The organism is Anaerotruncus sp. 1XD42-93 (assembly GCF_009917605.1).
Taxonomy (GTDB): Bacteria; Bacillota; Clostridia; order Oscillospirales; family Ruminococcaceae; genus Anaerotruncus.
The window spans coordinates 1-24,728 of the sequence record NZ_QZEG01000016.1 but is presented as its reverse complement, the minus strand read 5'-3'; the positions used below and the strand labels follow the sequence as shown (position 1 = coordinate 24,728).

The window sequence follows — 24,728 nt, the reverse complement described above, 5'->3', positions numbered from 1 at the left end:
ATGAAAGCAACGGGTATTGTACGCAAAATAGACGAGCTGGGGCGGCTGGTGATCCCAAAAGAAATCCGAAGCACGCACGGCTGGGAGAACGGCTCATCCATCGAAATCTGGCTGGATGAGCAGGGAAATGTGTTCCTGCGTGAATACCGGCCTCAGTACCGTAATCCGGTCGAGAAGCTGTTGGAGGAGGCGAAAGCCGCTCTTCCTGCGTTAGATGGAGCGGCCCGGATGCATCTGGAGCAGGCGGTCATGGAGCTTTCGACTGCGGTCCGCCATGTATGAGTACATACCGGAGGAGCTGAAGCAGCTCTCCCAGTGGGTCTGCCACAAGTACCCGAGCAAGATACCCCTGTGTGCGTGTCCAAATGCGGATGGCCTCCTGTACCCGGCGAGCTGCAACAAACCGGCCACCTGGTCCAGCTTTGGACAAGCGGTCAGGGCGGTGAAGGAACACGGCGCGACCGGCATCGGCATCCAGTTTGCAAACGGAATCTGCGGCATCGACATCGACGACTGTGTGGACGGCGGGGAGCTAAGCGCATTCGCGCGGGAGATCGTTGAGACAATGCGCAGCTATACCGAGGTTTCCCCCTCCGGTACGGGCATCCATATCCTCTGCAAGGGGCGGCTGCCTGCCCGGGAGGGCAGGCGGGACAGCTCGCTCGGTCTCGAGATGTACGATACCGGGCGGTATTTTACGGTAACCGGATCTGCGTACCTCGACCCGTCCGGCAGGCCGTACCCGCTCCGGGACTGCACCAAGGAGCTGGACGAGATCCACCGGAAATATCTGACGCCCGAACCGGTCGAGCAGACCAGGCTGGACGCGCCAAAGCCCGCCGCGGCAAGGACACCGGATTCCCGTCAGGCGGTCCGTGACCTTTCGGATCAGGAGATTCTTGAGATTGCGTTCCGGAATAAGGAGACCGGGGATGATATACGGCGGCTTTACGCGGGGGACTGGAGCAGTCTGCCGCAGCTTTCGGGTAAGAGCCAGAGCGAGGCGGACCTGTTGTTCTGTGGTCATCTGGCGTTCTGGTTTGACCGGGACGGCGCCCGGATGGATACGGTGTTCCGCGCCTCGGGGCTGTACCGCAAAAAATGGGACGAGAAACGGGGCGCGCAGACCTACGGCCAGAAGACGATTGCCGCGGCGGTCAAGGGGACGACCCGGACGTTTGTCCCGTATGACCGGCCCAGAGGCGGCGGGAAGCCGCTTCCGGAACCGCCTCCGGAATCTCCTTCCCGAAGGCGGGAGCCGCCTTCGGAGGGCGCACAGCCCTCTCAACCGGCACAGGTGAGGCCGGACCCGGAGCGGTATACGCTGGACGACACCGGCAACGCCTACCGGTTCCGGGACGCTTTCTGGCGGGACCTCAGATACGACCATGTCAACGGCCGTTGGATGTACTGGACCGGCAAACAGTGGGCGGTGGATGAAACAGGGGAGGTCAAGCGGCGGGCGAACGCGCTGCTTGAGCGGATGGAAGAGGAGGCACGTTTAAATTATGACAGCGGGGACCTGCTCAAGCATGTCCGCAAGACCCGCAGCAGCAAGTATAAAGAGGCGATGATCCGGGAGGCGCAGCCGCTGGAGGGGATACCTGTGCTGCCGGGCGAGCTGGACCTGTATCAGGCGCTGCTGAACGTACAGAACGGGGTGCTCAACCTCAAGACCGGCGAGCTGCTGCCGCACAAGCGGGAGTATATGCTCTCGATGATCGCGGCGGTGGAGTATGACCCGGTGGCGGAATGCCCCCGCTGGATGCAGTTCCTGGACGAGATCACCTGTGGGGACGTGGATCTCGCGCTCTACCTTCAGCGGATGGTGGGCTACTGCCTGACCGCCTCAACCCGGGAACAATGCATCTTTTTCCTGTGGGGTTCGGGCGGCAACGGCAAGAGCCGGTTTGTCGAGGCGGTCACCTCGCTGCTTGGGGATTACACCAAAAACAGCCCGCCCGAAGCGATCATCGTCAAGGACCGCAGCAGCCCGAACACCTCTACAGCCGAGCTGGCGCGGATGAAAAGTGTGCGCCTGCTGACCACATCAGAGCCGGACGGAGGCTGCCGTCTGGCAGAGGGGATGGTCAAACGGATCACGGGTGAGGATGTGGTGACCGCGCGGCTGCTCTATAAGGCGTCGTTCGACTATAAACCGGAATTCAAGGTGGTGATGAGCACTAACGCCAAGCCGGTGATTACCGGCAGCGACCAGGGGATCTGGCGGCGGGTGCGGCTGATCCCATTCACCGCGCAGTTCCCGCCGGAAAAGCAGGACCGGGATCTCGGGGACCGTCTGGCCGCGGAGCGGCCGGGCATCTTCCGCTGGGCGGTACAGGGGGCAATCGACTGGTACCGGTACGGGATGCCGCAGTGCCTGCGGGTGGATAACGCCAACGAGGACTACCGCAACGAGATGGATCGGGTCAAGGAGTTTATAGACGACTGTCTGGTGCGCACACAGGGGAGTGCGCTGCCGAGCCACCGTATCTACGCGGTCTACCGGGCGTGGGCGGAAGAGAATGGGGAGCGGTATCCGCTGGGACAGAAGAAGTTTTCGACCGAGCTGGTGGACAACCATCGGTTTTTTCGGCGAAAAACCATGCGCTTTTCGGAGTTTCTGGATGTGGAGTTTTCCGCGATTGGGCGCGAATACCTCGCGATGGCCCCGCAATCCCCCACCGGCTGATGGCGGATATGGCGGATTGCAGGCGTTTGCGTAAACTTTCCCCTATGTTTCCTTAGGGAACTTCTTAGCATTGACTCCATATCTACCATATGCACCATCCAAGGATACACCATATCTATTATTTATCTTTTATATTTATTTTTAAAAAAGGGAAAAAGGAGAAAAGAATGAATAGAAAAGAGAAGCAGCGCCGGGCGCAGAGGTATCTGCTCGCGCTGGCAAGGCTCGAGCGGAAATGCGAGGAGGCGGCGCGCTGGGAGTCGATCGCCGAAGGGAGCGATCCGGGCGGGAAAAACCAGGTCAAGGTGGCCGCGCTGCATATCCGCGCCGAGTGCGAGGAGCTGACCTGTCAGGTGCAGGAACTTCGGGGGGATCTGATGCGGGCCATAGGCGGGATGAACAACGAGAAATACAGAGAGGTGCTCGAAGCGCTCTATCTGGCAGGGGATTCGGTTGCGGACTTTTGCAGGCAGAAGGGGTGGTCCAAGCGATATACGCTGCAACTCAAAGCCCGGGCATTGGATGCGCTTGACCTGTAAGCCGAAAATTTTTTAATTAGTTCACCTTTTATGTAGTTTTTCTTACAAAAGTTCACCTTGAAAAGGGCACCATTCTTGACGTATAATAAACCTGTAGAGATGTACCCGAAAGGGTGCGTCTCTTTTTTTGTACGCAAATCAAATCCCCGGTACAAAATCAAGCGGGGCAATGCGCTGCCGGAAGCGGCTCCACAGCGTCCACGCAGAGGCGGCTGGGCGGCCCTGCATGGCAGGGCTTTTGATCCGGGCTTCGCAGTCTGCGCGGCCCGCCGGGCAAAGGTACTCCTGACGGGGCGGCTTGTGCGCGGGTCCGTTGAGCGCGAAAAAAAGCTCCGTAAAACCCGAAAAATCCGGTTTGATCTTTTGATTTTCCAATCCTGCCCAGATCGTCAGAAATCTTGTGCAGGTTGCCGGAGCGCGGGTATGGGCGCAGGGGATTGTGCAGAATGACGGGATTTCCAGGCAGCCGGAGCAGGATGCCGGAAAAATCCTGTCAAAATGACGAAGCAGAGGGAGGGGGCTATGACGGAGAAAGCGGAGCTGTATTTCGAGGACGGGACGGTGGTGCTCTGCACCCGCCTGACCGCTGCATACTTCGGGGTGACCACCGCGACCCTGAGCAACTGGACGCGCAGCGGATGCCCGCAGCTCAGACGCGGGTACTACGACCTCAAGGCGGTGCTTGACTGGCGGGCCAAGCGAGAGGAGCGTCCGGAGATGCCGTCCGACCCGGAGCAGATGAGCGCGGGGGAGCTGCGGCTGCACTACGACGCCCAGCTCAAACAGGCGCAGTTTGAGGCCCGGCAGTTCCAGAACCGGCTGGCCGAAGGGGAATATCTCCCCCGTGTGCAGGTGGTGCGGGACCTTTCCCGGTTCCTGCTGGTCTTAAAAACGGCGGTCACCGGGCTGGGCCGGGAACTGGGGCTGCTGGTGTCGCCCTATGTGGACGGCGACACCGCCCGGCGGCTGAACCATAGGATCGACGAACGGATCCGGGAGGGACTCGAGCAGATCGCGGTGGGCGGGATCGCGCGGGAGGAGCTGGACACAGATGGCGGATAACCGGTACAGCCCGCCTGATTGGATCCGGGAAGCGCTTGAAGCGCTGCGCCCGCCCCGGCGGGAACGGGTCAGCGAGTGGGCGGACCGCTGCCGCATCCTAGGCGAAGGGCAGTCGAGCAAGCCCGGCCGGTGGCGCACCTCCTACACCCCCTATCTGCGGGAACTCATGGACGCGTTCAACGACCCGGAGGTGGAGGAAATCTCGTTCGTGAAGTGCACACAGGTCGGCGGCACCGAGGCGGAGCTGAACATGATCGGGGCCGCGCTCTGCAACGACCCCGCCCCTATCCTGATGGTGCTGCCGCAGAAGGAGCTGGCGCAGCTGGTGTCCGAACGGCGGATCCAGCCGATGATCCGGGACTGTCCGGAGCTGGCGCGGCAGTATCTGGAGGGGAGTAAGTGGGACGACCTGGGGTTCCGCAGCGGCGTGTCGATCGGGATCGTGGGCGCGAACTCCCCGAGCGACCTCGCGAGCCGCGCGGTCCGATACCTGTTTTTGGACGAGGAGGACAAGTTCCCGGCGCGGTCCGGGAAGGAATCAGCGCCGGCAGCGCTGGCCCGGGAACGGCTCAAGACCTATCCGGGCAGCAAAAAGATGGTGCGGATGTCCACGCCGGTCTTTGAGGATGGCCCGACCTGGCAGGCATGGCTGAAGGCGGACACCCGGATGGAATGCTTCGTGACCTGCCCGCACTGCCACGCCGAATGGACCTACAAGTTCGGACGGCTCAAGTGGCCGGAGGGCGCTACTGCGGATCAGGCGCTGGCCCAGGCGGTCTACCTCTGCGAGGAATGCGATGCGGTCATCAGTGAAGCCGACCGGGCGGAGATGCTCCAAAGCTGCCGGTGGAAGGCGGTCGATACTAACGGGAGCCGCCGCAGGATCGCGTTCCGGCTCAACGTATTCTATTCGCCGTGGGTGCGGCTGGGGGAGATCGCGGCCAACTGGATCGAGAGCGAAAGCGCGCCCGAGCTGCGTCAGAATTTTATCAACTCCTGGCTGGCCGAGCCGTACAAGGAGATCGACCGGCAGATGGACGCCGAAACCCTGCTCGAAACGCGGCAGGGGCAGTACCCGGCAGGGAGGGTTCCGCCCGATACGGTCATGCTGACCGGCGGGGTGGATGTGCAGAAGCGGTGCCTCTATTGGACGGTGCGGGCGTGGCGGGTCAACATGACCAGCTTCAACGTGGCGCATGGGCAGGCGTTCTCCTGGGGCGAGCTGGAACGGGTCATGAACGCCTGGTACGAGGATGCGCAGGGCGGGAAGTATCAGGTGAACCTGTGTCTGGTGGACGCGGGATACGAGACCGACACGGTGTTCGACTTCTGCGCGGTCAACAGCAGCTGGGCGGTGGCGAGCCGCGGGTCATCCTCCCGGATGCAGAGCAAATACCGGGCGGGCCGGATTGAGCGCAACGGGATGGCGGACGGCCAGCTGATGCTCTGGGTGGACACCGACTTCTACAAAGACATGATCTTTTCCCGGTTGTTCCGGGCGGTGGAGAATGGAGGCTGGTTCCTGCACGACGGGTGCGACCCGGAATACGCCGAGCAGATCACCGCCGAACACAAGGTGATTGAGCGCAGGCGGGGACATCTGGTCAGCCGGTGGGAACAGAAGGTTTCGGGCGGGGACAACCACTACCTGGACTGCGAGGTCTACGCGGCCTGTGCGGCGGACGTCTATGGGCTGCGCACCATCTACAGCAGGCAGGCACAGGCGGAACAGCCCCCGCCGCAGCCGGAAAGCCGTCCGGAGCGGCCCCGCAGGCATGGAAAATCATTTAGACGGAGGGGATCGGTATGAGTGAACTGTCGGAACTCAAGGAGCGGCGCGCAGCACTGCTGAAAGCGATCAACCGGATTGAAAACGGGGCGCAGGAATACCGGCTGGGGTCGCGTTCGCTCAAATATGCGGACCTTGGGACGCTGTATGCGCAATACGAGCAGCTTACCGTCCGGATCAGCCGGATGGAACGTCCGGCGTATACGGTGGCGGTGCTGGGACGGAGGCGGGGCGGATGAAACAGAAGATGAGCCTGCTCAACCGGATGCTGCTGCCGATCGCGCCGAGGCTCGCCTGTGAGCGGGAGGCATGGCGGCGGCACGCACAGCGGAACTTCTACGCGGCAGCCGACCGCAGCCCCCGCAGCGCGGGGATGGCGCAGTCCAACACGACCGGGGAACAGGCCAACCAGGGGGCGCGGGAGATCATCCGGGCGCGCGCCCGGGACCTCGAGCGCAACTCGGACGTCATGAACAGCCTGCTGCTCGCCTTCGAGCGAAACGTGATCGGGAGCGGGATTGTCCTGCAAGCGAAAATTCGAAGCGCGGACGGTACGGAGGAGGAAGCGCTCAACAGCCGGATCGAGCGGCTGTGGCGCAGGTGGTGCAGGCCGGGCAGCTGCGAGGTTTCCGGCCGGTTCGGGTTCCGGGAGGTGCTGGCGCTCTGCCTGCGGAGACGGCTGGTGGACGGCGGGATCCTGGTTATCCGGTCCTACTTTGAGGGCCGGTACCAGCTCCAGCTGCTCGAGGTGGATGACCTGGACACGACGGTACAGGGGCATGAGGGCCGCCGGGTGATCGGCGGGATCGAAGTGGACGACTACCGGCGGGCGCTGGCCTACCACATCCGGGTGTATGACGCGTGGGGGTTCCCGGTCGAAACCCGCCGCATCCCCGCGGACCGGGTGAGCTATCTGTCCTGCCTGACCCGCACCAGCCAGATCCGGGAGATCTCCCCGGCCGCACCGTCGGTAGGGCGGGTGGACGACCTCAACGAACTGCTGGACGCGGCGGAGGAGAAGGAGCGGGTGCAGTGCCATTTTTCGATGGCGATCAAGAAAACAGAGGGAACACTCAGCGGCGGCCTGGCCGGATTGGGCAGAGGCTTCGGGCAGGCGCAGCGGGAAGAGAACCGGGAACCGCCGGCCGAGCTGCTGGAGCAGGGGATGGTGGTCTATCTGAACCCGGGGGAGGAGGTCCAGCCGATCTCGCAGGCAGGCACCAGCTCGACGGTCGATCCGCTGGTGCGCACCGCCCAGCGGCTGGCAGGCAGCAGCGTGGGGCTGAGCTACGAGGTCGCGTCGCGGGATATGTCGCAGGTGACCTACTCGTCCGCGCGGCAGGGGCTGCTGGAGGACCAGAAAACCTACAGGGGCCTGCAAACCTGGCTGATCGACCATCTGTGCGAGACGGTCTATGAGGAGTGGCTCGACTGGATGGTGTTGAGCGGCCGGCTGGACCTGCCGGGATACGAACGGGACGCGCAGCGGTATCAGGAGCATGTGTGGCTGTGCAGCGGCTGGGACTGGATCGACCCGCTCAAGGAGGCGAACGCCAACCGGATCGCGCTCGAGACCGGACAGACCACCATGCAGGCGCTCTGCGCGGCCCGCGGGACCGACTGGAAGGAGGTCGCGGAGCAGAGGGCACAGGAACGAGCATATCTGGAGCAGCTGGGGCTGCTCGACAATGGAGGGATGAAGGATGGCAAAACAGATGGAAAGCCCGCCGGGGGCGGGACAGCTGGCGCACCGGAGCGCACAGCTGGAATGCCGGGCGGTCGAGGGGCAGCCCGCACAGTTTGAGATCTCGATTTCAAGCGAGACGCCCGCGGCCCGGTGGTACGGCAGGGAGATCCTCTCACACGATGCGGGCGCGGTCGACCTGTCGCTTTTAAACCGGGGCGGTGCGCTGCTCTTCGCGCATGGTCGGGACGTCAACTATGGGCTGGTGCCGGTCGGGAAGATCGTGCGGGCATGGCTGGACGAGGAGAAACGGCAGTGCCGGGCGGTGATCGAGATGGACGAGGACGACCCGGACAGCGCCCGGCTCAAAAGCAAGCTGGAAAAGGGGATGTTAAGCGGGGTGTCGATCGGGTACCGGCTGCTGACCCCGTACCAGCAGCTGAAGGCGGGCGATACCAGCGCAAACGGGCGGTTTACGGGGCCCGCGTATGTCGCGACCCGGTGGCAGCCGCATGAGATCAGTCTGGAACCGGTCCCCGCCGATCCGACGGTCGGTGTGGGCAGAACAATGGAGGAGGCATGTGAAATGGCATTGAAAGAGAAGCAGGAGGGAACAACCCCGGCGGAGGTTCTGCCCAAGGAAGGGCAGCGGACACAGGAGCCGGTACCGGCAACGATGCCGCCCATGCAGGATGACGGGGCGCTGACACGGGCAGTGCAGGCGGAGCGGGAACGCACAACCCAGATTGACGCGCTCTGCGCCCGGTTCGGGGTCGACGATAAGACCCGGTCGCAGTACCTGTCGGAGGGGCAGACGGTGGATCAGGTGCGGGCGGCGATCCTCGAGCGGCTGTCGGCTGAGCGCACCCCAGTGGCAGGCGGGATCGGGCGCGAGACCGGCGTTACGGTGGATGAGCTGGACAAGGTGCGGGCGGCGGCAGCGGACGGCCTGCTGATCCGGGCAGGGTATGCACCCGAAAAACCCGCGGATGGCGCGGGGGAATTCGCGGGAATGTCGTTCTCGCGGATCGCGGTGGAATGCCTCTCCCGGTCAGGGGTGGAAGACGCCAACCGGATGAGCGCGGAGCAGCTGTTCCGCCGGTCGATGACGCCGGACAGCGCGTTTGTGTCGATCCTGTCCAACGTGGCCAACCGGATCGTGCTGGGCAGCAGGGACACCGTCCCGACCACCTTCCAGCTCTGGACCAGTAAGGCGAGCGCGTCCGACTTCAAGCCGACCGAATTCTACGAGATCGGCGAGGCGGGCGAGCTGCTCGAGGTGCCGCAGAACGGGGAGCTCAAGGAAGCGCGGCTGTCGGATGCAGCGGTTGCAACCCGCCGCCTGCTGACCTTCGGGCGGAAGATCACCTTTACCCGCCAGCTGTTTATCAACGACGACATCGGGCTGGTGTCGCGGACGCTGACCCGGTTCTCGCTGGCGGCACAGCGGGGGATCAATACGGCGGTGTACGACCTGCTGAAGCAGAACCCGGTCATGTACGACGGGAACCGGCTGTTCAGCGCGGCGCACCGGAACCTTGGGACCGGCGCAGCCCCCTCGACCGCGACGTTCGCCGAGGCGCGTAAAAAGATGCGCACCCAGCGGGACATCAGCGACAACGCTTACCTGAACCTTTCGCCCGCATATATCCTTTCGAGCGCGGCGGATGAGACCGAGATGGAAAAGCTGCTGACCTCGCTGGCCGATCCGGGGAGCAGCAATTCGGGGGTGGCCAACGTGTTCCGCAACCGGATGCGGCTGATAGTGGACGCCGAGCTGGACGTGGACAGCGGCGCGCAGCCCTACTATTTCGCAGCCGACCCGCGCATGGCGGACACGATCGAGGTCTGTTACCTGAACGGGAGCGAGACGCCGATCGTCGAGAGCCGGATGGCGTTTGATGAACTGGGCGTGCAGTACCGGGTCTATATCGACCGGGGGGTCACGCTGCTGGGCTACCGGGGCCTGTTCAAGAACCCGGGCAAGGCATAAGGAGGGATTCGGATGGCGGAATTTGTACAGAAGGGCGAGAGCTTAAACTACCGCAACGAGGGCAGCGAGCTGATCCAGTACGGGGAAGTCGTGGTGCTCGAAGAGCGGATCGGGGTGGCGGGCATCGACATCCCGGCGGGAAGCCTTGGTACGGTCGGGGTGAGCGGGGTCTATGAGATGCCCGCGGAGACCGGGACCGCGTTCCAGATGGGGCAGACACTCTGGTGGGATGCGGAAAACAAACGGCTCACCGCGACGAAGGCGGCAAGCGGGGCAATCCTCGCGGGATACGCGGCAGAGGCGAAGGCGGCGGAGGCCGCGGCCGCGCTCTGCAAGCTGTGAGGGGGCGGCAGGATGATCCGGTTGTTTTGTCCATTGACGCATAACGGGTACCTGATCCCGGCGGGAAAGACCGTCCGTCTGCCAAAGGAGCTGGAAGAGAAGATCGTGGCCGCGGGCAACGGAAAACGGGTAGTCGCGATGGATGTGAGCGAGGGCTGGCTCGAGCAAATCGAACCGAAACAGGCGCCAGAGCAGAAACCCGGAGAGGAGGCCGAACCGGAGGAAGCGCCGGACCAGCTTTCCGGCGTGCAGGAGCTGCCGGTCGGCCGCAAGGGAAGGAAGTGAGCGGATGGCAACATTCAAGGAGCAGATGCGGGAGGACATTAGCCTGTTCCTGAATCTGGAGGAGTTCGCGGAGCTGCGCACCGTCCGGTATGACGGGGAGACCTACCAGGATATTCCCGTTGTACTGGAGGGGCCGGTAAACGAGGAGCGGGAACAGCTCCGGGACGACCATGTCCAGGGGCTGCACCGGGTCAGCGCAGTCCTTCACTGCGCCGAGAGTGACCTGGGCGGCAAGCTCCCAAGGCAGGGCTGCCCCTTGCAGATCAACAACTGCGAGGGTGGCGGCGGCTATTTCCGGCGCTATTACGTGGCGGCAGCGGCCCGTGAAATGGGGATGCTGCGCATCGAACTGGAGGCGATCCAGGATTGAGGTTTGATAACATCAGCAGAGAAGCGCGCAGGCCCGCGGGCCGGGGGACCTGGGAAGGACCGGCGAGCGCGGACATTGACGTAACGGTCACAGCCGGACAGGATGCGCTGGATCGGGCGGCGGGGCTGCTGGCCGGTATTGAGGGCGGACTTGAAAAAGCAATGAAAAGGGCCCTGTCCAGAACAACCTCCTATCTGCGAACAGAGAGCACCCGAGCGATCCGGGAGCGGTACGCAATCTCCGCGGCAGGCATCCGGGCCAACGAGAACGTCTCAGTCCGGTACAGTTACCAGAACGGGGTACAGGTATATATCACCTTTGCCGGGTACCGGATCCCGCTGCACAGGTTCGACGGGTCCGGTCCGCTCAACCCTTCCTACGATACCAGCCGCCGGATCCCTGTGATGTTTGGCCCGGATAAGTGGCGCTTACTGCATCCCGGCAGTCCCGCCTATGGGCATGTCCTGAAAGGCACGTCCGCCAAATCCTTCCCGAACGCGTTCGCCGCGCGGATGAAAACCGGACATGTCGGCATCTTTGAGCGGACCGGCGGCATGACCTCCCACGACAAGGACGAGATCGAGGAGCTGTTTGGGCCTTCGGTCGCCCAGATGCTGGACAGCCCGGAGGTTTCGGAGAGGCTGACGGCAAGAGCGGAGCAGGCGTTTGAAAAGCAGCTGGACCATGGAATCATAGCACTTATGAACGGATGGGGATGGTGACAGAATGACAAGGATTCTTTTACTCGAACAGCTGAAAGCCTTCACGCTTGAGGCCACAAAAAATATCATTTTGCCGGTGCAGATGCAGGAAGAGGACACCGAACCGCCCGCGCCCCGGCCCGTCAGGGTGTTCCTGACCCGCCTGCCGGACGGCAAAGTCTACATGCGGGACGCCCCCTACATCCTGCACCAGGTGATTACCTGCAAGGATGTGCACCAGCCCGGCAGACCATGGCCGGATTCCTCCGCTGTCGTCCGTTCGGTGTTCTGCGTATACCACCCGGATGAGCAGGAGGGCGGGCTGGCCCTTCTAAACCTGATGGAGCGGATGCGGATCGCCTTGATGCAGCAGGTGGTCATCGGCAAGCAGTTCATCCTGAATTTGCAGGAGGGGCTGGAAAGCCTGATCTATCCCGAGAACTCTGCCCCGTTCTATGCGGGGGAGATGATCTCCCAGTGGAAATTAAAGTCGGTGGAAAGGAAGTTGACGCAATGGCAAGAAAGATAACGGCCCAGCCCAAGCCGGATGACGGCGGGTTCTACTGCTACATCGGCCCCAACCTTGCGGGCCTGATCCAGAGCGGGACGATCTACATGGGTACGAAAGAGGAAGCGCTCGCCGCAGCGGCCCGCGCGATTGAAAAACAGCCGCTGGTGAAAACCCTGATTGTCTCGGGCGCGGCCCTGCCGGAGGCCCGGCTCAAGGTTAAAAAGCCGGGGAACGCCCTGTATGCGAACTACCAGAAGGTTGCAGCCGGAAGGGAGGGGAAGTAAATGGCCAATCTCGGCGTACATGTGTATGAGCAGGCGACCTCGCTCAGCACGCCGGTCGTGGCGGATGCCGGGATCCCGTATGTGGTGGGCGTCGCCCCATCCCACGCGGCATCCAGCCCGGGCAAAGCGTATACGCCGGTCCTTTGCACCAGCTGGACAGAAGCGGTGGAAAAGCTGGGCTTCTCCTACGACTGGGAAACCTACACCCTCTGCGAATTCATGTACAGCCATTTTCAGCTGTTCGGTTGTCAGCCGGTGCTCTTCTGCAACGTTTTTGATCCCGCCGCCATGCAGAAGACGGGAGAAGGCAAGGACTATGCGGTGGCGGAACACAGGATTTCCATCCCGTTCGGATTTATCCACGATGACAAGCTGGTGGTGACCTGCGTAAAGAAAGCCGGTTCGGACGAGGTGATCGCGGCGGACAACCAGCTGGCGGAGGACGAGGATTACAGCGTCCTGTACGACGCGGACGAGGATGCCTGTATCATCGAGCTGCTGCCCGCCAGTAATTACTACCAGACCGCAGAGACGCTGCATGTCGAGGGGCAGGTTGTGGAATTTGGCCAGATCGACGAAAAGGACATCATCCGGGGGCTGGGCGTGATCGACGAATGTATGACCGTCGTGGGAGTGATCCCCGACCTGATCTGCGCCCCCGGGTACTCGCATCTGTCCACCGTCGCAGCGGTCATGGCGACCAAGGCCGCGGGGATCAACGGCCTGTTCCGCGGCAAGGCGCTCATCGACATCGACTCCGGCCCGGACGGCTGTACCGAATATTCCAGCCTGACCCTGCACAAGAACAAAAACAACTTTATTGACGAGAACCAGATCGTCTGCTGGCCCATGGTCAAGCTGGGGGATTACCGGTTCCATCTGTCCACCCAGCTGGCGGGCCTGATGGCCAAGGTGGACACCGAGAACGCCGGATGCCCGTACGAGTCGCCCTCCAACAAGGCGCTCAAGATCGACGGCTGCTGTCTGGCGGACGGGACCGAAATCAACCTGACCTGGGAACAGGTGCAGCTGATCGCCGGAAGCTACGGGATCGTGACCGCCCTCAACTTCATGAGTATGGGTTGGGTGGCCAAGGGCAACTATGTGGGGTGTTATCCCGCGAACACCGACGTCAAAGATTATTTCATCCCGGTTTCCCGGATGTTCGATTGGGTGGGCAACACCCTCATCCGGACCTTCTGGTCCAAGCTGGATAAGCCCATGACCCGGCGGCTGGTTGACAGTATCCTGGACACCTGCAACCTCTGGCTGGCAGGGCTGGTCAGCGCGGAACGCCTGCTCGGCGCGCGGGCGGAGATGCTCGCGGAGGAAAACCCGCTGCTGGATCTCATGGCGGGGATCCTGCGGATCCATATCTACATCACGCCGCCCAGCCCAGCGCAGGAGATCGACTTCACGCTGGAATATGACCCGGACTATGTGCAGGCCGCACTATCCGAATAAGGAGGGACGGTAAATGAGTCAGCAGGCAGCAGCCTATATCAATCTGGAAGTCTATGAGGACAGCGTGAACCTGTTGGGGGTTGCCAAGGTACAGCTGCCCACCATCGCCTATCCGACCGTGTCCATCAGCGGCGCGGGAATGATGGGCAACATGAACGTGCCCCTGATCGGCATGGTGGACGCCATGAGCGCGACCATCAACTTCCTGACCGTGACGCAGGCCGCCGCGAGCCTTGCGGCCCCGAGGCAGCATCTGCTCGACCTGCGGGTAGCGGAGGAGTTCTGGGAGGTCGAGAAGGCGGAATCGGGCATGTGGGCGGAAAAATACGTCATGCTGGTACAGACCAAGAGCATCGCGCCAGGGACGGTCGCGCCTATGTCGGCCGCGGATGTGTCCGGGGAGTTTGAGGTCTATTACTATGCCGCATACCGCAAGGGAAAGCGGCTGTGGGAGATCGACAAACGCAACATGCGGTGTATCATCGGGGACGTTGACTATATGGCAGATGTGCGCCGGGCGCTGGGCAAGGCATAAAAAACAGCCTCCCGGCAAGGGAGGCTGCAAGAGGCTTATTGAACGCCAAGGCGTTCTTTCAGGGCTTCCTGAAGGACCTGCGAGAAGTTGACGCCCGCCTGCTCCGCCCGGGCGTTCAACCAGCTCGGGATGGAGAGGGTTTTCTTGACAGCGCGGGAATCGTTCTTCCGGCGATATGCATCCGTATCACCATACACATAGTTTACAAATTCAGGGGCTGTTACTACAGGCGGCTGTGTGGGAGCCGGGATGGGTTCGTGGTGATCCTCGGTGTACCAGAGCCACATGGAAACCGCGTCCTCCGCCATAAAAATGGCGTCGGCAAGATCCTTCCCCTCGGTGATGCAGCCGGGCAGGTCGGGCACTGTTACCGTGATAGAGCCATCGTCTTCATTGGGGTGAAAGATTGCGGGGTATACATATTTCGCCATTGTGTGTTCTCCTTTCAGTCAGGGCCGGAAACGGGCGGGATCATTTGATCCCTGCCCGCTCCAGAATCCCCTTCGCTGTGTACTCATTGATTTCGCTGTGCCGGGGGATCGGGATGCTGATTCCGGGCTTCATAGGGTGTTTTGCCATGTCGTGGTTTCCACCGTGTATGATGATCCAGCCCGCTTTCTTCAATGCCTTGTCGATGTCTTTGCGTTTCATCTGCCCCTTACCTCCTTGATTCTATTATACTACGTAAAATTACGTATGTCAATAGAAAGATACATAAAAATACGTAAAATTTGAAAGGAGAGATTTCAATGACTCCAGAAACCAAACCGAAGTTTCAGGACGCGATCGCCAGCGTACAAAAAGCGGTGGACCAGGCAGCGAGGGTGTCCAAAATCACACAGGAGATGAAGGAGGCCGGAATTAACTTCGAGACCTATAAGCACCCTCTTACAAAGCCGCTCAACTATGAGGGGACGACCTTCGAGGTGCTCGAGTTTGACTGGACCATCCTCACCGGCCAGGACAGCCTGGCCATTGAGGCCGAGCTGGCGAAAAAGCAGAAAACGCTGGTCAACGCGCTCTGGTCGGAGGATTATCTGGCGGGGATGGCTGTACGGGCGTGCACCTGGCGCGGGCAGGTTGGCCAGCGGATCAGTACCGGCATGCTGGAGGCGCTGCCCATCGCGGACTTTTTAAAAATTTGCAGCCAGGCGCGTTTTTTCTTAATCGCGTCGGGGGTGTCCTGAACCTCCGGCGGGAATGCCTGGTACTGGCGCAGAACAACCACACAGATGTTTTCAGGTGGCTGGACTGCCCTTTGTGGGAGCTGGGGAAGTGGATCGGGGCGAATAACGCTGTAATAGCAGAGCGGAGGGAAACCGGCTGATGGCAAGCAGAAAGCTCAACGAGATTGCATTCATCCTGAATGCCCAGATGAACAGCGGTTTTCACGGCACATTCACCAAGGCGCAGGCCGAGTTTGCAAAGCTGGGCGGTGAGATCGCGGAGCTGCACAAGGCCCAGTCCAATATTGCGGCGTACCAGAAGCAGCAGGGCGCGATCACCGCAACCGAGGACAAGCTGGCCAACCTGAAAAAGCAGCACGCGCTGCTGCAAGTCGAGATCGACGAAACCACCGGTTCCACCGCATCCCTCAGCCGGGAAAAGCTCAAGCTGGAACAGCGGATCAAAAACGCCGAGGACGCCCTGACCCGGCAGAAACAGAAGCTGGGCACGACCGCTGAAGCGCTCAAAGGCGCGGAGATCAGTACAGATGATCTGGGGGAAGCGCAGACCAGGCTGTCCGCCCAGCTTGCGGAGCTGACCGCCCAACAGGAGCAAGCCGCCAAGGGTGCGCTGACCTTCGGGGAAAAGACCGCCCAGTCGTTCGGGGCGGTGCAGAGCGCTATTGCAGCCGCCGGAATCGCCGCCGCGCTGCACGAAATCGGCGGCGCATACATGGACTGCATCACCATCGCCGGGGATTTTCAGTCCTCCATGTCCACAGTGGAGGCGCTTTCCGGAGCGACCGCCAACGAGATGGAGTCTCTGACCGCAAAAGCCAAGGAGATGGGCGCGGCTACGAAATTCACCGCACAGGAAGCATCCGAAGCCATGCAGTATATGAGCATGGCCGGATGGGACGCCGCGTCCATGACAGCGGGTCTGGGCGGGGTCATGCAGCTGGCGGCGGCTTCGGGGGAAGAGCTCGGGACGGTGTCCGACATCGTGACCGACGCCCTCACCGCCTTCGGGATGACCGCGCAGGACACCAACCGTTTTGTGGATATTCTGGCTGCGGCCGCAACCAAGTCCAATACCAACGTCTCGATGCTGGGGGAATCGTTCAAGTACGCGGCACCCCTGTGCGGGACGCTGGGCTATTCGGCACAGGACGCGGCAGTAAATCTGGGCCTCATGGCCAACAGCGGCATCAAGGGCAGCCAGGCGGGTACCACCTTAAAAACAGCGCTGGCCAACCTGTCCGCCCCGACCAAAGCACAGGCCGGGGAGATGGAGCGGCTTGGCATCTCGATGACCAACGCGGACGGCAGCATGAAGTCGCTGGCACAGCTGACCACCACCCTGCGCTCCTCCTTCTCGGAGCTGAGCGAGGCGGAGCAGACAGCGGCGGCAAGCACCATCTTTGGCAAGGAGGCCATGTCCGGAATGCTGGCAATCATCAACGCCAGTCAGGCGGACGTGGACAGTCTGACCCAGAGCATCTACGGCAGCGCCGGGGCCGCACAGCGGATGGCGGAGATCAAGCTGGACAACATGAACGGACAGCTCGTCCTGATGAAATCCGCATGGGATGCGCTGAAAACCTCGGTCGGGGAGCAGTTCACCCCGGCTATGCGAGATCTGTACAAGGTTGGGACCGACGTATTCACCGGGGTAGACCAGTTTGTGCAGGATTCTCCGGGCGTGGTGGGCGCGGTCACCGGCGTGGTCGGTTCGGTCGCTGCCCTGACCGCTGGGATAACCGCCTATACGGCAGTCACCAAGGTAGCAAAAGCGCTTGATCTTGCGGCGATGTTCACCGGCCCCGCAGGTATTATCCTCGGGGCAGGCGCTGCGGTCGGCGCTTTGGGCGGGGCGATCTACGGGATGTACCAGCGGGCGCATGAAGGCGTACCGGAGGTAGAGGAGCTGACCCGGGCCGCAAGCGATCTGGGTGAGGCGGCACAGCAGGCGGGCCTTTCGATCGGGCTGGTTGCCACCGAAACACAGGCGGGCATCGACACCGCCAATCTGTATATTTCCCGGCTGAAGGAGATCGAAGCCGCGACGGGCGGCAATGTGGCCGGAAATGAGGATTACCGGAACACGCTGACCCTGCTGACACAGGTCATGCCCGAGCTGGCCGGCCAGATCGACCTGACCACCAACTCGATCGAGGGCGGCACCGCCGCACTGGAAGCGTCGATCGCAGCCATGCAGAAAAACGCGGAGGAGCAGGCCCGGGCGGATAAGCTGACCGACCTGCTGTCCAAGCAGGCGGCGGCAGAGCAGGAGCTGGCTAAAAACAAGCTGGACCGGACCGCTGCGGAAATCCGGCTCACGGAGATCGAGAAACAGCGGGAACCGCTGGAAAAGCGGCTGAAAGAGCTTTCGTGGGAAGCGAGCCGCAACGGGACAGACCTGACAGCGGAATATTATGAGCAGGCGGAACGCCTGAAAGAGCTGAAGCTCGAACAGAAACAGACCCAAAATACCCTGAAAAATCTGAATACCGCGATTGAGCAGGGGGAGACCGCAGCGCTGTCCGCACAGGATGCGCTCCGGGATTACAACGCGGTTCTGGCCGAGCAGGCCGGGGTGTCGCAGGAGGCGGCAGGCCAGATCAACCTCCTGACCGGCGTGATCGACAACACAGCCAGCCATGTGCAGCTGCTTGTGGACGCCTACAACGAATCCTATGCCGCGGCGCTGGAATCGGTAGAGGGACAGTATGCGGTCTGGGACAAAGCCGCCGCTGTATCCGCGACCAGCGCGGCGAACATGGCCTCCAACATCGAGGGACAGCGGCAATATTGGGAGGATTATGCGGCCAACATGGACCTGCTCCTGGGCAAAACCGCAGAGGTCGAAGGGCTGGGAGCGATGCTGGCCAGCTTTGCGGACGGGAGCGCCGACAGTGTCAACGCGATTGCGGGGCTGGCAGATGCGGTCAATGCGGGCGACACAGATACCGTGGCGGAAATGGCGGAGCAGTGGCAGGCGCTTCAGGAGGCACAGTCGGAAGCAGCGCAGAGTATCGCGGACCTGCAAACCGGGTTCAGCAGCGAGATGGACGCAATCCAGAATCGTCTGACGGAGCAGATCTCCGCCATGGATCTGGGGGACGAAGCCCTCAAAAGCGGGCAGGCGACCATTCAGGGGTATCTGGACGCGGCGGAAGGGATGCTGCCGCAGGTGCGGGAAGCGTACGGGCGGCTGGGTTCCGCGGCCGCTGCCGCGCTTTCCGGCGGTAGGGGTGGTGTGTCAGTTGCTCCGCAAAATGCCTACGCATCCGGCACCCAGAGTGCCGAACCTGGCTTTGCACTGGTCGGCGAGGAGGGGCCGGAGCTGGTCTGGTTCAACGGTGGGGAAAAGGTCATGGATGCGGGACAGACCGCGTCCATGCGGGCACAGCCCGCCCTCTCCGCACTGGTTGCGCCGGTTGGCGGCGCAGACAACTCTCCGGTGAGTATCCAGGTTTCCTTCAACATTCAGGGGAACGCGACGCCCGAAACGGTGGCGTCATTACAGGAATTCGGGGACGATTTCGCACAGCGGGTACAGGATGTCGTGTCGGGAATGCTGGCGGATCGGGAAAGGCTGAGGATGGCATGAAAAGCTATATAACAACTCAGGGAGACATGTGGGACAGCATCGCGCAGGACCAGATGGGCAGCACCGATCATACCGGGCTGCTGATGCGCGCCAACATGAGGTATGCCCTGCTGGGGACCTACCTTTTCCCGGCAGGCGTGAAGCTCACGATCCCCGACGTCCCGCAGAGGGTGAGCGGCGGACTTCCGCCTTGGAAGCAGGTGAGCAGATGAGCAATCGGAACATGGCCCGCCGGACGGTGGCGGAGATTGCCTTTGACGGGGTGGACATCACCAGGTCTATCCGGCCTTACCTGCTGTCGGTCTCCTATACCGACAACGAGGAGGACGAGACCGATGATCTTCAGATTACCCTCCAGGACCGGGGACGGATATGGACCGAACAGTGGCTGATGGACGCGATCGAGGCGGCAGCGGCGGAAAAGCTGTCAATCGAAGCGGTGCTTCTGCGGGAGAACCAGCACAGCAACGGCAAGGACGTCCTGCTGCCGTTCGGGACATTCGAGCTGGATACGGTGGAGGCTTCCGGCCCGCCAAATAAAATCACCATCAAGGCGACCTCACTGCCCTTTCATGCCGCAATTCGACAGACCAAAAGGTCAAAGGCGTGGGAAGGGTACACACTGTCCGGAATTGCCAATGAGATGGCCGCAAACAGCGGGATGATCTGTATGTACGAATCGTCCGTCAATCCGTATTATGCCCGGGTGGAGCAGATCAGGACAAGCGATATTGCCCTGCTGCGCAGGCTCTGCCACGAGGCGGGCATCTCCCTCAAGGCAACCAACAAGATTCTCGTGCTCTTCGATCAGGCGGAATATGAGGCCAAGAACGAAATTCTGACCATCCGGCGCGGGGACGGGTCCTATACCCGGTATCAGATCGGGACGGGTACGGCGGACACGCAGTATGCATCCTGCCGGGTACGGTACGAGAATCCCGCAAAGGGGCAGTGCATCACCGGGATTGCCACTGACGACAAGGTCAAAAATGGGCAGCAGCTGGAGGTTGCCGCGCGGGTGGCCAGCCCGGGGGAGGCGAAAACGCTGGCGGAAAAGATGCTGCGGCTGCACAACAAGTTCGCCAAGACTGCCAGCTTTACGATGGTTGGCAACCCCGCGCTGGTGGCGGGCGTTACGGTGCGGCTTCGGGGGTTCGGCGGCTGGGACTGCAAATATATCATCAGCCAGGCGGTACATACGGTGGACGGGTCAGGCTATACGACCAGAGTCCGGCTGCGGAGCATATTGGAGGGATACTGATGGATGAGACAAACGTCCTGCAAAATCTGGTGCGGGTGGGCACCGTCACAGCGGTGGATCCGGGCAGCCGCACCGCCCGTGTGCTGTTTGAGAGCAGCGACGAGATGAGCTCCGAATGGCTGGCGGTGCTCGACTCCCATCCACACATCCCGGATTACGACGGCGAGCCGCAGCGGACCGAATTCGAGGGGCCGGACGGAGAAGGGGCGGCGGAATTTGAGAAGCACAAGCACGATCTGGTGATTAAACCGTGGCTGCCGAACGTGGGGGACAGGGTGGTCACGCTGTTCCTGCCGGTCGAGAACGCGCACGGCTTCGTATTGGGGGCGTATCAGCCATGGCAATGATCGGATGTCTGGGGGACATCGCGTTTACCGTGTCGTCCTCAGTGGTGCGCACGCTGGACAACTTCCAGTGGTCGGGGTCTGCCCGGTATGCGGCCCACCAGCGGCATCTGGGCCGGGGGCTGCTGGAGTTTACCGGCGTGGACCCGGATAAGATCTCCTTCGATATGACTTTATCTACCCAGTTAGGCGCGTCCCCTGCACGGGAGATCTCCAAAATCGCCAAGTACGAGAGCAAGGGTCGAACCCTGCCGCTGACCATCGGCAGCAAGGCGTATGGGACCTACCGTTGGGTGATTACCGGCCACAGCGTCAAAGCAAAAACATTCGACCGGCGCGGGAACCTGTCGGTGGTCGTGGTATCTGTCAATCTACAGGAATATGCGAGGCGGTGAAAAGATGAGTTATCTTGTGAGCGCGACCGATCTCCGGAGTATCCGGTTTCAGGAGCGGGACGCGCTGTCCTCGATCCTGCAAAATATCGCGGTGCTGTTGTCCACTCCCAGAGGGTCGGTGCCGCTCTACCGGGAATTCGGGATTGCGGCCAGCATCCTGGACCGCCCGATCCCGGTGGCAAAGGTCATGATGATTTCGGACATCCGGGAAGCGGTCGAGGAGTGGGAACCCCGGGTTACCGTCCTGGATGTGGAGCTTGCGGAGGACCCGTCCGACCCGGGGAAACTGATCCCAACTGTGGAGGTGGAGATAAACGATGAGCAGGAATCCGGAATATGAGTTTGTATCCATGGATGCGCAGGAAATCCTCTCGCAGGCAATCGCGGCATATGAGACGCTGACCGGCATGACCGTCCAACCGGCCAGCCCCGAAATGCTGTTCCTGCGCTGGCATACGGCGGCGATCCTACAGGAACGGGCGCTCAACAACTACACCGGCAATCAGAACATCCCGAGCCGGGCGGAGGGGGCAAATCTTGATGCGCTGGGGGAGCTGTTTCTGGAGCACGAACGGCCGGACGCAAAATCCGCCCGCTGTCGTGTGCGGTTTGAAATCTCCCAGGGCCAGCCGTTCCCGGTTCTGATTTCCAAGGGGACGCGGGTGTCAGATGCAGGCGGGGTACTGGTCTGGGAGACCGAGGAGGATGCCCTCGTCCCGGTCGGGGAAACGTCGGTGGACGTTGAGGTGGTCTGCCAGACGCCGGGGACGATAGGAAACGGGTACCTCCCCGGGCAGATCGACACGATTGTGGACCTGTACAGCTACTGCACCGTCTGCCGCAATGTTACCGAATCGGAGGGCGGGGCCGACGCCGCGACCGACGAGGAATACTACAACCTGCTGCGGCTGAGCCAGGACGGATGGAGCACCGCGGGCAGTACCGGGAGCTATACTTATCACGCCATGCAGGTGTCCACCGAGATCGCGGACGTGGTCCCGAATTCCCCGTCGCCAGGGGAGGTTTACCTCTACGTCCTGATGAAGGGCGGGAGACCGGCTGGGGAGGAGATCAAGAAGGCGGTATACGAGCGATGCAGCGCCGACCGGGTGCGGCCGTTCACCGACCATGTCCAGATGGGCGACCCGGAGATTGTCCCCTACGAAGTCGACCTGACCTGGTACAGCCATGCGGATTCTCCCGTCAGTTCCGCCGAGCTTCAAGGGTTGGTGGAACAGGCGGTACAGGACTATATTGACTGGCAAAGTGCAAAGCTCGGGCGGGACATCAACCCGTCAAAGCTTTATCAGCTGCTGATGCAGACCGGGATCAAGCGGGTGGACCTACGCGCCCCATCCTTTCAGCCGCTGCGGGACGGTCGGATGACGCTGGGAACACAGGAATACGAGATCACCATGACCGTCCCGCAGGTCGGGCAGGTGCAGCGGGTGTCCGTCCTGAACGGAGGCTGTGAGGATGAGTAGCCGGGGACTGACGCGGGAAAACCTGCTGGAGACTCTGCCGGTCGCCCTGCGGCTGGATCGGTCAGTCACCGCGCTGGCCAGCGCTATGGCGGAGATGCTCGCGCAGCGGCCGGAGGAGATCGACCGGCTGCGGATCTATCCGGATGTATTCCGGCTGGATGAAAAACTGCTCGACATCCTGGCGTACGACTTCAAGGTGGATTGGTGGGACAGCGAGTATTCCCTCGAGGAGAAACGCCGGGTGCTGCGGGACAACTGGAACGTCCATCGGACGCTGGGGACGAAATACGCGGTGGAGACGGTTCTGGGGGACATCTTTCCCGGGGCCTGGGTGGAGGAATGGTTTGAATATGGCGGGTCTCCCTACTGTTTCCGGCTATTCCTGCCGGTGCAGGACGGCGTTTCAGAGGACCGGCAGCGGCGGGTTTTGAGCCGGATCTGGTACTACAAAAATCTGCGCTCCCATCTGGAGGGAATCTCCCTTGAGGGAGAGGTTTCCGGGACGAACCATACCGGAGCATACGTTACCGCGGCTCATACGGTGGAGGTCTGGCCGGAGCAGCCGGTATCGGTCGAGCTGACCGGAGCCGGAAGCGATCAGATTGGGGTTGCGGCGGTGGTGGCGCAGACGGTGGAAATCTGGCCCGCCCTGGCCGAACGGGCGGAGCTGGCCGTCGGGGCTGGAAATGACGGGTTTATCTCTGTGCAGCAGACGGTAGAACTATACCCCGAGGAAAGGATGGATGCGAAATGGCGGACATAGACGGGAATGTGGTCATTACGACCGATGAGCGGAAGTATAAAACCATGGTCACCGACCTGGGGAACCAAAAGCTCGCCGGTTATACGCTGGACGGACCGAAAATCAACATCACCACTGCGGTGGTCGGGGATGGCGGCGGAAGCTATTACATCCCCACACCCGACATGACCGAAATCAAAAATGAGGTGTGGCGCGGGGAGATCGCCGAAAAGAAGGTCAACGCCGTGTCACCAAACATGGTGGACGTCAAGATCGTGCTGGACGGGACGGTGGGCGGATTTACCGTCCGAGAGGTCGGGTTGTTGGATGATTCGGGGAACCTGATTGTGGTCAGTAACTTCCCGGATACCGCCAAGGCCCTGATCCTGGACGGGATCGCGTCCAAGCTGACCCTCTGGCTGCATGTGCTGTTTACGAATGTGGATGCGGTGCAGTTTGTCGTGGACGCGTCGGTGGACAATGTGACCCGCGAAGAACTGGAAGCGGAACTGAAGCAGGTGATCCGGGAACATAACCGGGAGGATCATCCGGAGACCGAGCTGGTTGTCCTGGATCACCAGTTGGGAACCTATCCGCAGGTGCTGGCGTTTGCCTATCAATACGGCGCGGGCATGGGCGAAGCGGGCAGCGGCCCGGCAGGCGGAACCAGCCTGATGCAGATACCGGCAAAAGCGGAATGTCTCGACAAAAACAGGCTGGCCGTCTACACCACAAAGGATGCGGCAAGGCCGGGGATCAACAAGGAGTTGCGGCAGCTCAGCCATACCGAATATGTGGTCCTGTATCAGGGCAACGAAATCGACGCCGTATATCTCCGGCTGTTATGCGGTGACGGGGGAAGCGTCCCTGACACTCCCGCAGATGTGGTTGCGGTCAAAAACATGGTATTCAGCGCAGACCCGCCCGGGGATACCTCGGTGATCTGGGGCGCGCTGTAAAGTTTAAAGCAGGAGGAATGAAAGTATGGCGCAGAACTACACGCAGAGAGCATTTGTGAACGGAAAATGGGAGGACCGTTATCCCAAAACGGTGGCGGCACAGGTCGAGACCGACCCGCAGCACCGGTTTTTGACGGACGGTCAGATCGCGGCCTTTGAAGCAAAGGAGGATGCAGCCAACAAAAACAAAGTCGGCGGCTACGCGGGGCTGGATGAGGAAGGGCGGCTGCCACTGTCCCTGATCCCGTCGCTGCTGGAGCATAACAAGGGCTACTATGCGACCCCGGAAGCCCTGCGGGAAGCGCTGCCCTCTGCGAATGCCGGAGATTTCGCGGTCGTCGGCTCGACCGATACCGTCTGGATTTGGGACGCTGACGGCGAACCGGCAGGCTGGATTGACAGCGCGACGCGGGGTGCGGTGATCTCGGTCAACGGCAAAACAGGGGCGGTTACCATCACATGGGACGATCTGGAGGTACCCGATGCCGCACTGGATGCCAAAGGCATCGTGCA

29 protein-coding genes are annotated in these 24,728 nt (G+C 61.7%); 27 read left to right on the top strand and 2 right to left on the bottom strand.

Annotation, left to right across the window (positions count from 1 at the left end; genetic code table 11):
- From D5269_RS08155 to D5269_RS08080, 16 genes are all read left to right on the top strand, one after another.
- Positions 1-282 (top strand): AbrB/MazE/SpoVT family DNA-binding domain-containing protein, encoded by a 282-nt coding sequence (locus tag D5269_RS08155; RefSeq protein WP_120484936.1) that lies wholly within the window; start codon positions 1-3, stop codon positions 280-282.
- A complete protein-coding gene (locus tag D5269_RS08150; RefSeq protein ID WP_158604911.1) occupies positions 275-2,692 on the top strand; it encodes a phage/plasmid primase, P4 family in 2,418 nt (805 codons plus the stop codon). The genes D5269_RS08155 and D5269_RS08150 overlap by 8 nt, the downstream gene beginning before the upstream one ends.
- A 167-nt stretch (positions 2,693-2,859) precedes the next feature.
- On the top strand, positions 2,860-3,231 hold the full coding sequence (locus tag D5269_RS08145; protein ID WP_120484934.1) for a hypothetical protein: 372 nt from the start codon (positions 2,860-2,862) through the stop codon (positions 3,229-3,231).
- Positions 3,232-3,753: 522 nt separating this feature from the next.
- A complete protein-coding gene (locus D5269_RS08140; protein WP_120484932.1) occupies positions 3,754-4,293 on the top strand; it encodes a hypothetical protein in 540 nt (179 codons plus the stop codon).
- Positions 4,283-6,103, top strand: a complete 1,821-nt coding sequence (locus tag D5269_RS08135; protein WP_120484931.1) for a terminase gpA endonuclease subunit — start codon at positions 4,283-4,285, stop codon at positions 6,101-6,103. Before D5269_RS08140 ends, D5269_RS08135 begins: the two co-directional genes overlap by 11 nt.
- The gene (locus D5269_RS08130; protein WP_120484930.1) at positions 6,100-6,321 is read left to right on the top strand and encodes a hypothetical protein; all 222 of its coding nucleotides are present in this window, start codon (positions 6,100-6,102) and stop codon (positions 6,319-6,321) included. The genes D5269_RS08135 and D5269_RS08130 overlap by 4 nt, the downstream gene beginning before the upstream one ends.
- On the top strand, positions 6,318-7,886 hold the full coding sequence (locus tag D5269_RS08125; RefSeq protein WP_120484929.1) for a phage portal protein: 1,569 nt from the start codon (positions 6,318-6,320) through the stop codon (positions 7,884-7,886). The genes D5269_RS08130 and D5269_RS08125 overlap by 4 nt, the downstream gene beginning before the upstream one ends.
- On the top strand, positions 7,786-9,759 hold the full coding sequence (locus tag D5269_RS08120) for a prohead protease/major capsid protein fusion protein (protein WP_120484928.1): 1,974 nt from the start codon (positions 7,786-7,788) through the stop codon (positions 9,757-9,759). Before D5269_RS08125 ends, D5269_RS08120 begins: the two co-directional genes overlap by 101 nt.
- A gap of 12 nt (positions 9,760-9,771) precedes the next feature.
- Positions 9,772-10,101, top strand: a complete 330-nt coding sequence (locus D5269_RS08115; protein WP_120484927.1) for a DUF2190 family protein — start codon at positions 9,772-9,774, stop codon at positions 10,099-10,101.
- Positions 10,102-10,113: 12 nt separating this feature from the next.
- On the top strand, positions 10,114-10,386 hold the full coding sequence (locus tag D5269_RS08110; protein ID WP_120484926.1) for a hypothetical protein: 273 nt from the start codon (positions 10,114-10,116) through the stop codon (positions 10,384-10,386).
- Positions 10,387-10,390: 4 nt separating this feature from the next.
- A complete protein-coding gene (locus tag D5269_RS08105; RefSeq protein ID WP_120484925.1) occupies positions 10,391-10,756 on the top strand; it encodes a hypothetical protein in 366 nt (121 codons plus the stop codon).
- Positions 10,753-11,478, top strand: a complete 726-nt coding sequence (locus tag D5269_RS08100; protein WP_120484924.1) for a hypothetical protein — start codon at positions 10,753-10,755, stop codon at positions 11,476-11,478. The genes D5269_RS08105 and D5269_RS08100 overlap by 4 nt, the downstream gene beginning before the upstream one ends.
- A gap of 4 nt (positions 11,479-11,482) precedes the next feature.
- Entirely contained in the window at positions 11,483-11,986 is a 504-nt protein-coding gene (locus D5269_RS08095; protein WP_120484923.1) for a hypothetical protein, read from the top strand.
- Complete coding sequence (locus tag D5269_RS08090) at positions 11,971-12,252, top strand: hypothetical protein (RefSeq protein ID WP_120484922.1); 282 nt, start codon at positions 11,971-11,973, stop codon at positions 12,250-12,252. Before D5269_RS08095 ends, D5269_RS08090 begins: the two co-directional genes overlap by 16 nt.
- Positions 12,253-13,716, top strand: coding sequence for a phage tail protein (locus tag D5269_RS08085; RefSeq protein WP_120484921.1), 1,464 nt, complete (start codon positions 12,253-12,255; stop codon positions 13,714-13,716).
- Positions 13,717-13,729: 13 nt separating this feature from the next.
- A complete protein-coding gene (locus D5269_RS08080) occupies positions 13,730-14,251 on the top strand; it encodes a phage major tail tube protein (RefSeq protein ID WP_016318038.1) in 522 nt (173 codons plus the stop codon).
- Between the two features lie 35 nt (positions 14,252-14,286).
- Here D5269_RS08080 and D5269_RS08075 read toward each other — a convergent pair whose 3' ends face one another.
- Positions 14,287-14,682: a type II toxin-antitoxin system HicB family antitoxin gene (locus D5269_RS08075; protein WP_120484920.1), complete on the bottom strand. Its 396-nt coding sequence runs from the start codon at positions 14,680-14,682 to the stop codon at positions 14,287-14,289.
- Between the two features lie 40 nt (positions 14,683-14,722).
- Complete coding sequence (locus D5269_RS08070) at positions 14,723-14,902, bottom strand: type II toxin-antitoxin system HicA family toxin (protein ID WP_120484919.1); 180 nt, start codon at positions 14,900-14,902, stop codon at positions 14,723-14,725.
- A gap of 98 nt (positions 14,903-15,000) precedes the next feature.
- On the opposite strand from D5269_RS08070, the gene D5269_RS08065 reads away from it, so the two are divergent.
- From D5269_RS08065 to D5269_RS08015, 11 genes are all read left to right on the top strand, one after another.
- Positions 15,001-15,438, top strand: coding sequence for a hypothetical protein (locus tag D5269_RS08065; protein WP_120484918.1), 438 nt, complete (start codon positions 15,001-15,003; stop codon positions 15,436-15,438).
- Positions 15,439-15,577: 139 nt separating this feature from the next.
- Positions 15,578-19,030 carry a phage tail tape measure protein gene (locus D5269_RS08060; protein ID WP_120484917.1) on the top strand — a complete coding sequence of 1,151 codons (3,453 nt, stop codon included), beginning with the start codon at positions 15,578-15,580 and terminating at the stop codon, positions 19,028-19,030.
- Positions 19,027-19,242 carry a tail protein X gene (locus D5269_RS08055; protein WP_120484916.1) on the top strand — a complete coding sequence of 72 codons (216 nt, stop codon included), beginning with the start codon at positions 19,027-19,029 and terminating at the stop codon, positions 19,240-19,242. The genes D5269_RS08060 and D5269_RS08055 overlap by 4 nt, the downstream gene beginning before the upstream one ends.
- Entirely contained in the window at positions 19,239-20,291 is a 1,053-nt protein-coding gene (locus D5269_RS08050) for a contractile injection system protein, VgrG/Pvc8 family (RefSeq protein WP_120484915.1), read from the top strand. The genes D5269_RS08055 and D5269_RS08050 overlap by 4 nt, the downstream gene beginning before the upstream one ends.
- Positions 20,291-20,638 carry a hypothetical protein gene (locus D5269_RS08045; RefSeq protein ID WP_120484914.1) on the top strand — a complete coding sequence of 116 codons (348 nt, stop codon included), beginning with the start codon at positions 20,291-20,293 and terminating at the stop codon, positions 20,636-20,638. Before D5269_RS08050 ends, D5269_RS08045 begins: the two co-directional genes overlap by 1 nt.
- Positions 20,629-21,030 carry a phage tail protein gene (locus D5269_RS08040; protein ID WP_120484913.1) on the top strand — a complete coding sequence of 134 codons (402 nt, stop codon included), beginning with the start codon at positions 20,629-20,631 and terminating at the stop codon, positions 21,028-21,030. Before D5269_RS08045 ends, D5269_RS08040 begins: the two co-directional genes overlap by 10 nt.
- 4 nt (positions 21,031-21,034) lie before the next feature.
- Complete coding sequence (locus D5269_RS08035; RefSeq protein WP_120484912.1) at positions 21,035-21,370, top strand: GPW/gp25 family protein; 336 nt, start codon at positions 21,035-21,037, stop codon at positions 21,368-21,370.
- The gene (locus tag D5269_RS08030) at positions 21,348-22,514 is read left to right on the top strand and encodes a baseplate J/gp47 family protein (protein WP_120484911.1); all 1,167 of its coding nucleotides are present in this window, start codon (positions 21,348-21,350) and stop codon (positions 22,512-22,514) included. Before D5269_RS08035 ends, D5269_RS08030 begins: the two co-directional genes overlap by 23 nt.
- Entirely contained in the window at positions 22,507-23,277 is a 771-nt protein-coding gene (locus tag D5269_RS08025; RefSeq protein ID WP_120484910.1) for a phage tail protein I, read from the top strand. Before D5269_RS08030 ends, D5269_RS08025 begins: the two co-directional genes overlap by 8 nt.
- Positions 23,265-24,215 carry a phage tail protein gene (locus D5269_RS08020; RefSeq protein ID WP_120484909.1) on the top strand — a complete coding sequence of 317 codons (951 nt, stop codon included), beginning with the start codon at positions 23,265-23,267 and terminating at the stop codon, positions 24,213-24,215. Before D5269_RS08025 ends, D5269_RS08020 begins: the two co-directional genes overlap by 13 nt.
- A 25-nt stretch (positions 24,216-24,240) precedes the next feature.
- Positions 24,241-24,728, top strand: a 488-nt coding sequence (locus D5269_RS08015) for a hypothetical protein (RefSeq protein ID WP_166545157.1), incomplete at its 3' end; no start/stop codon positions are given.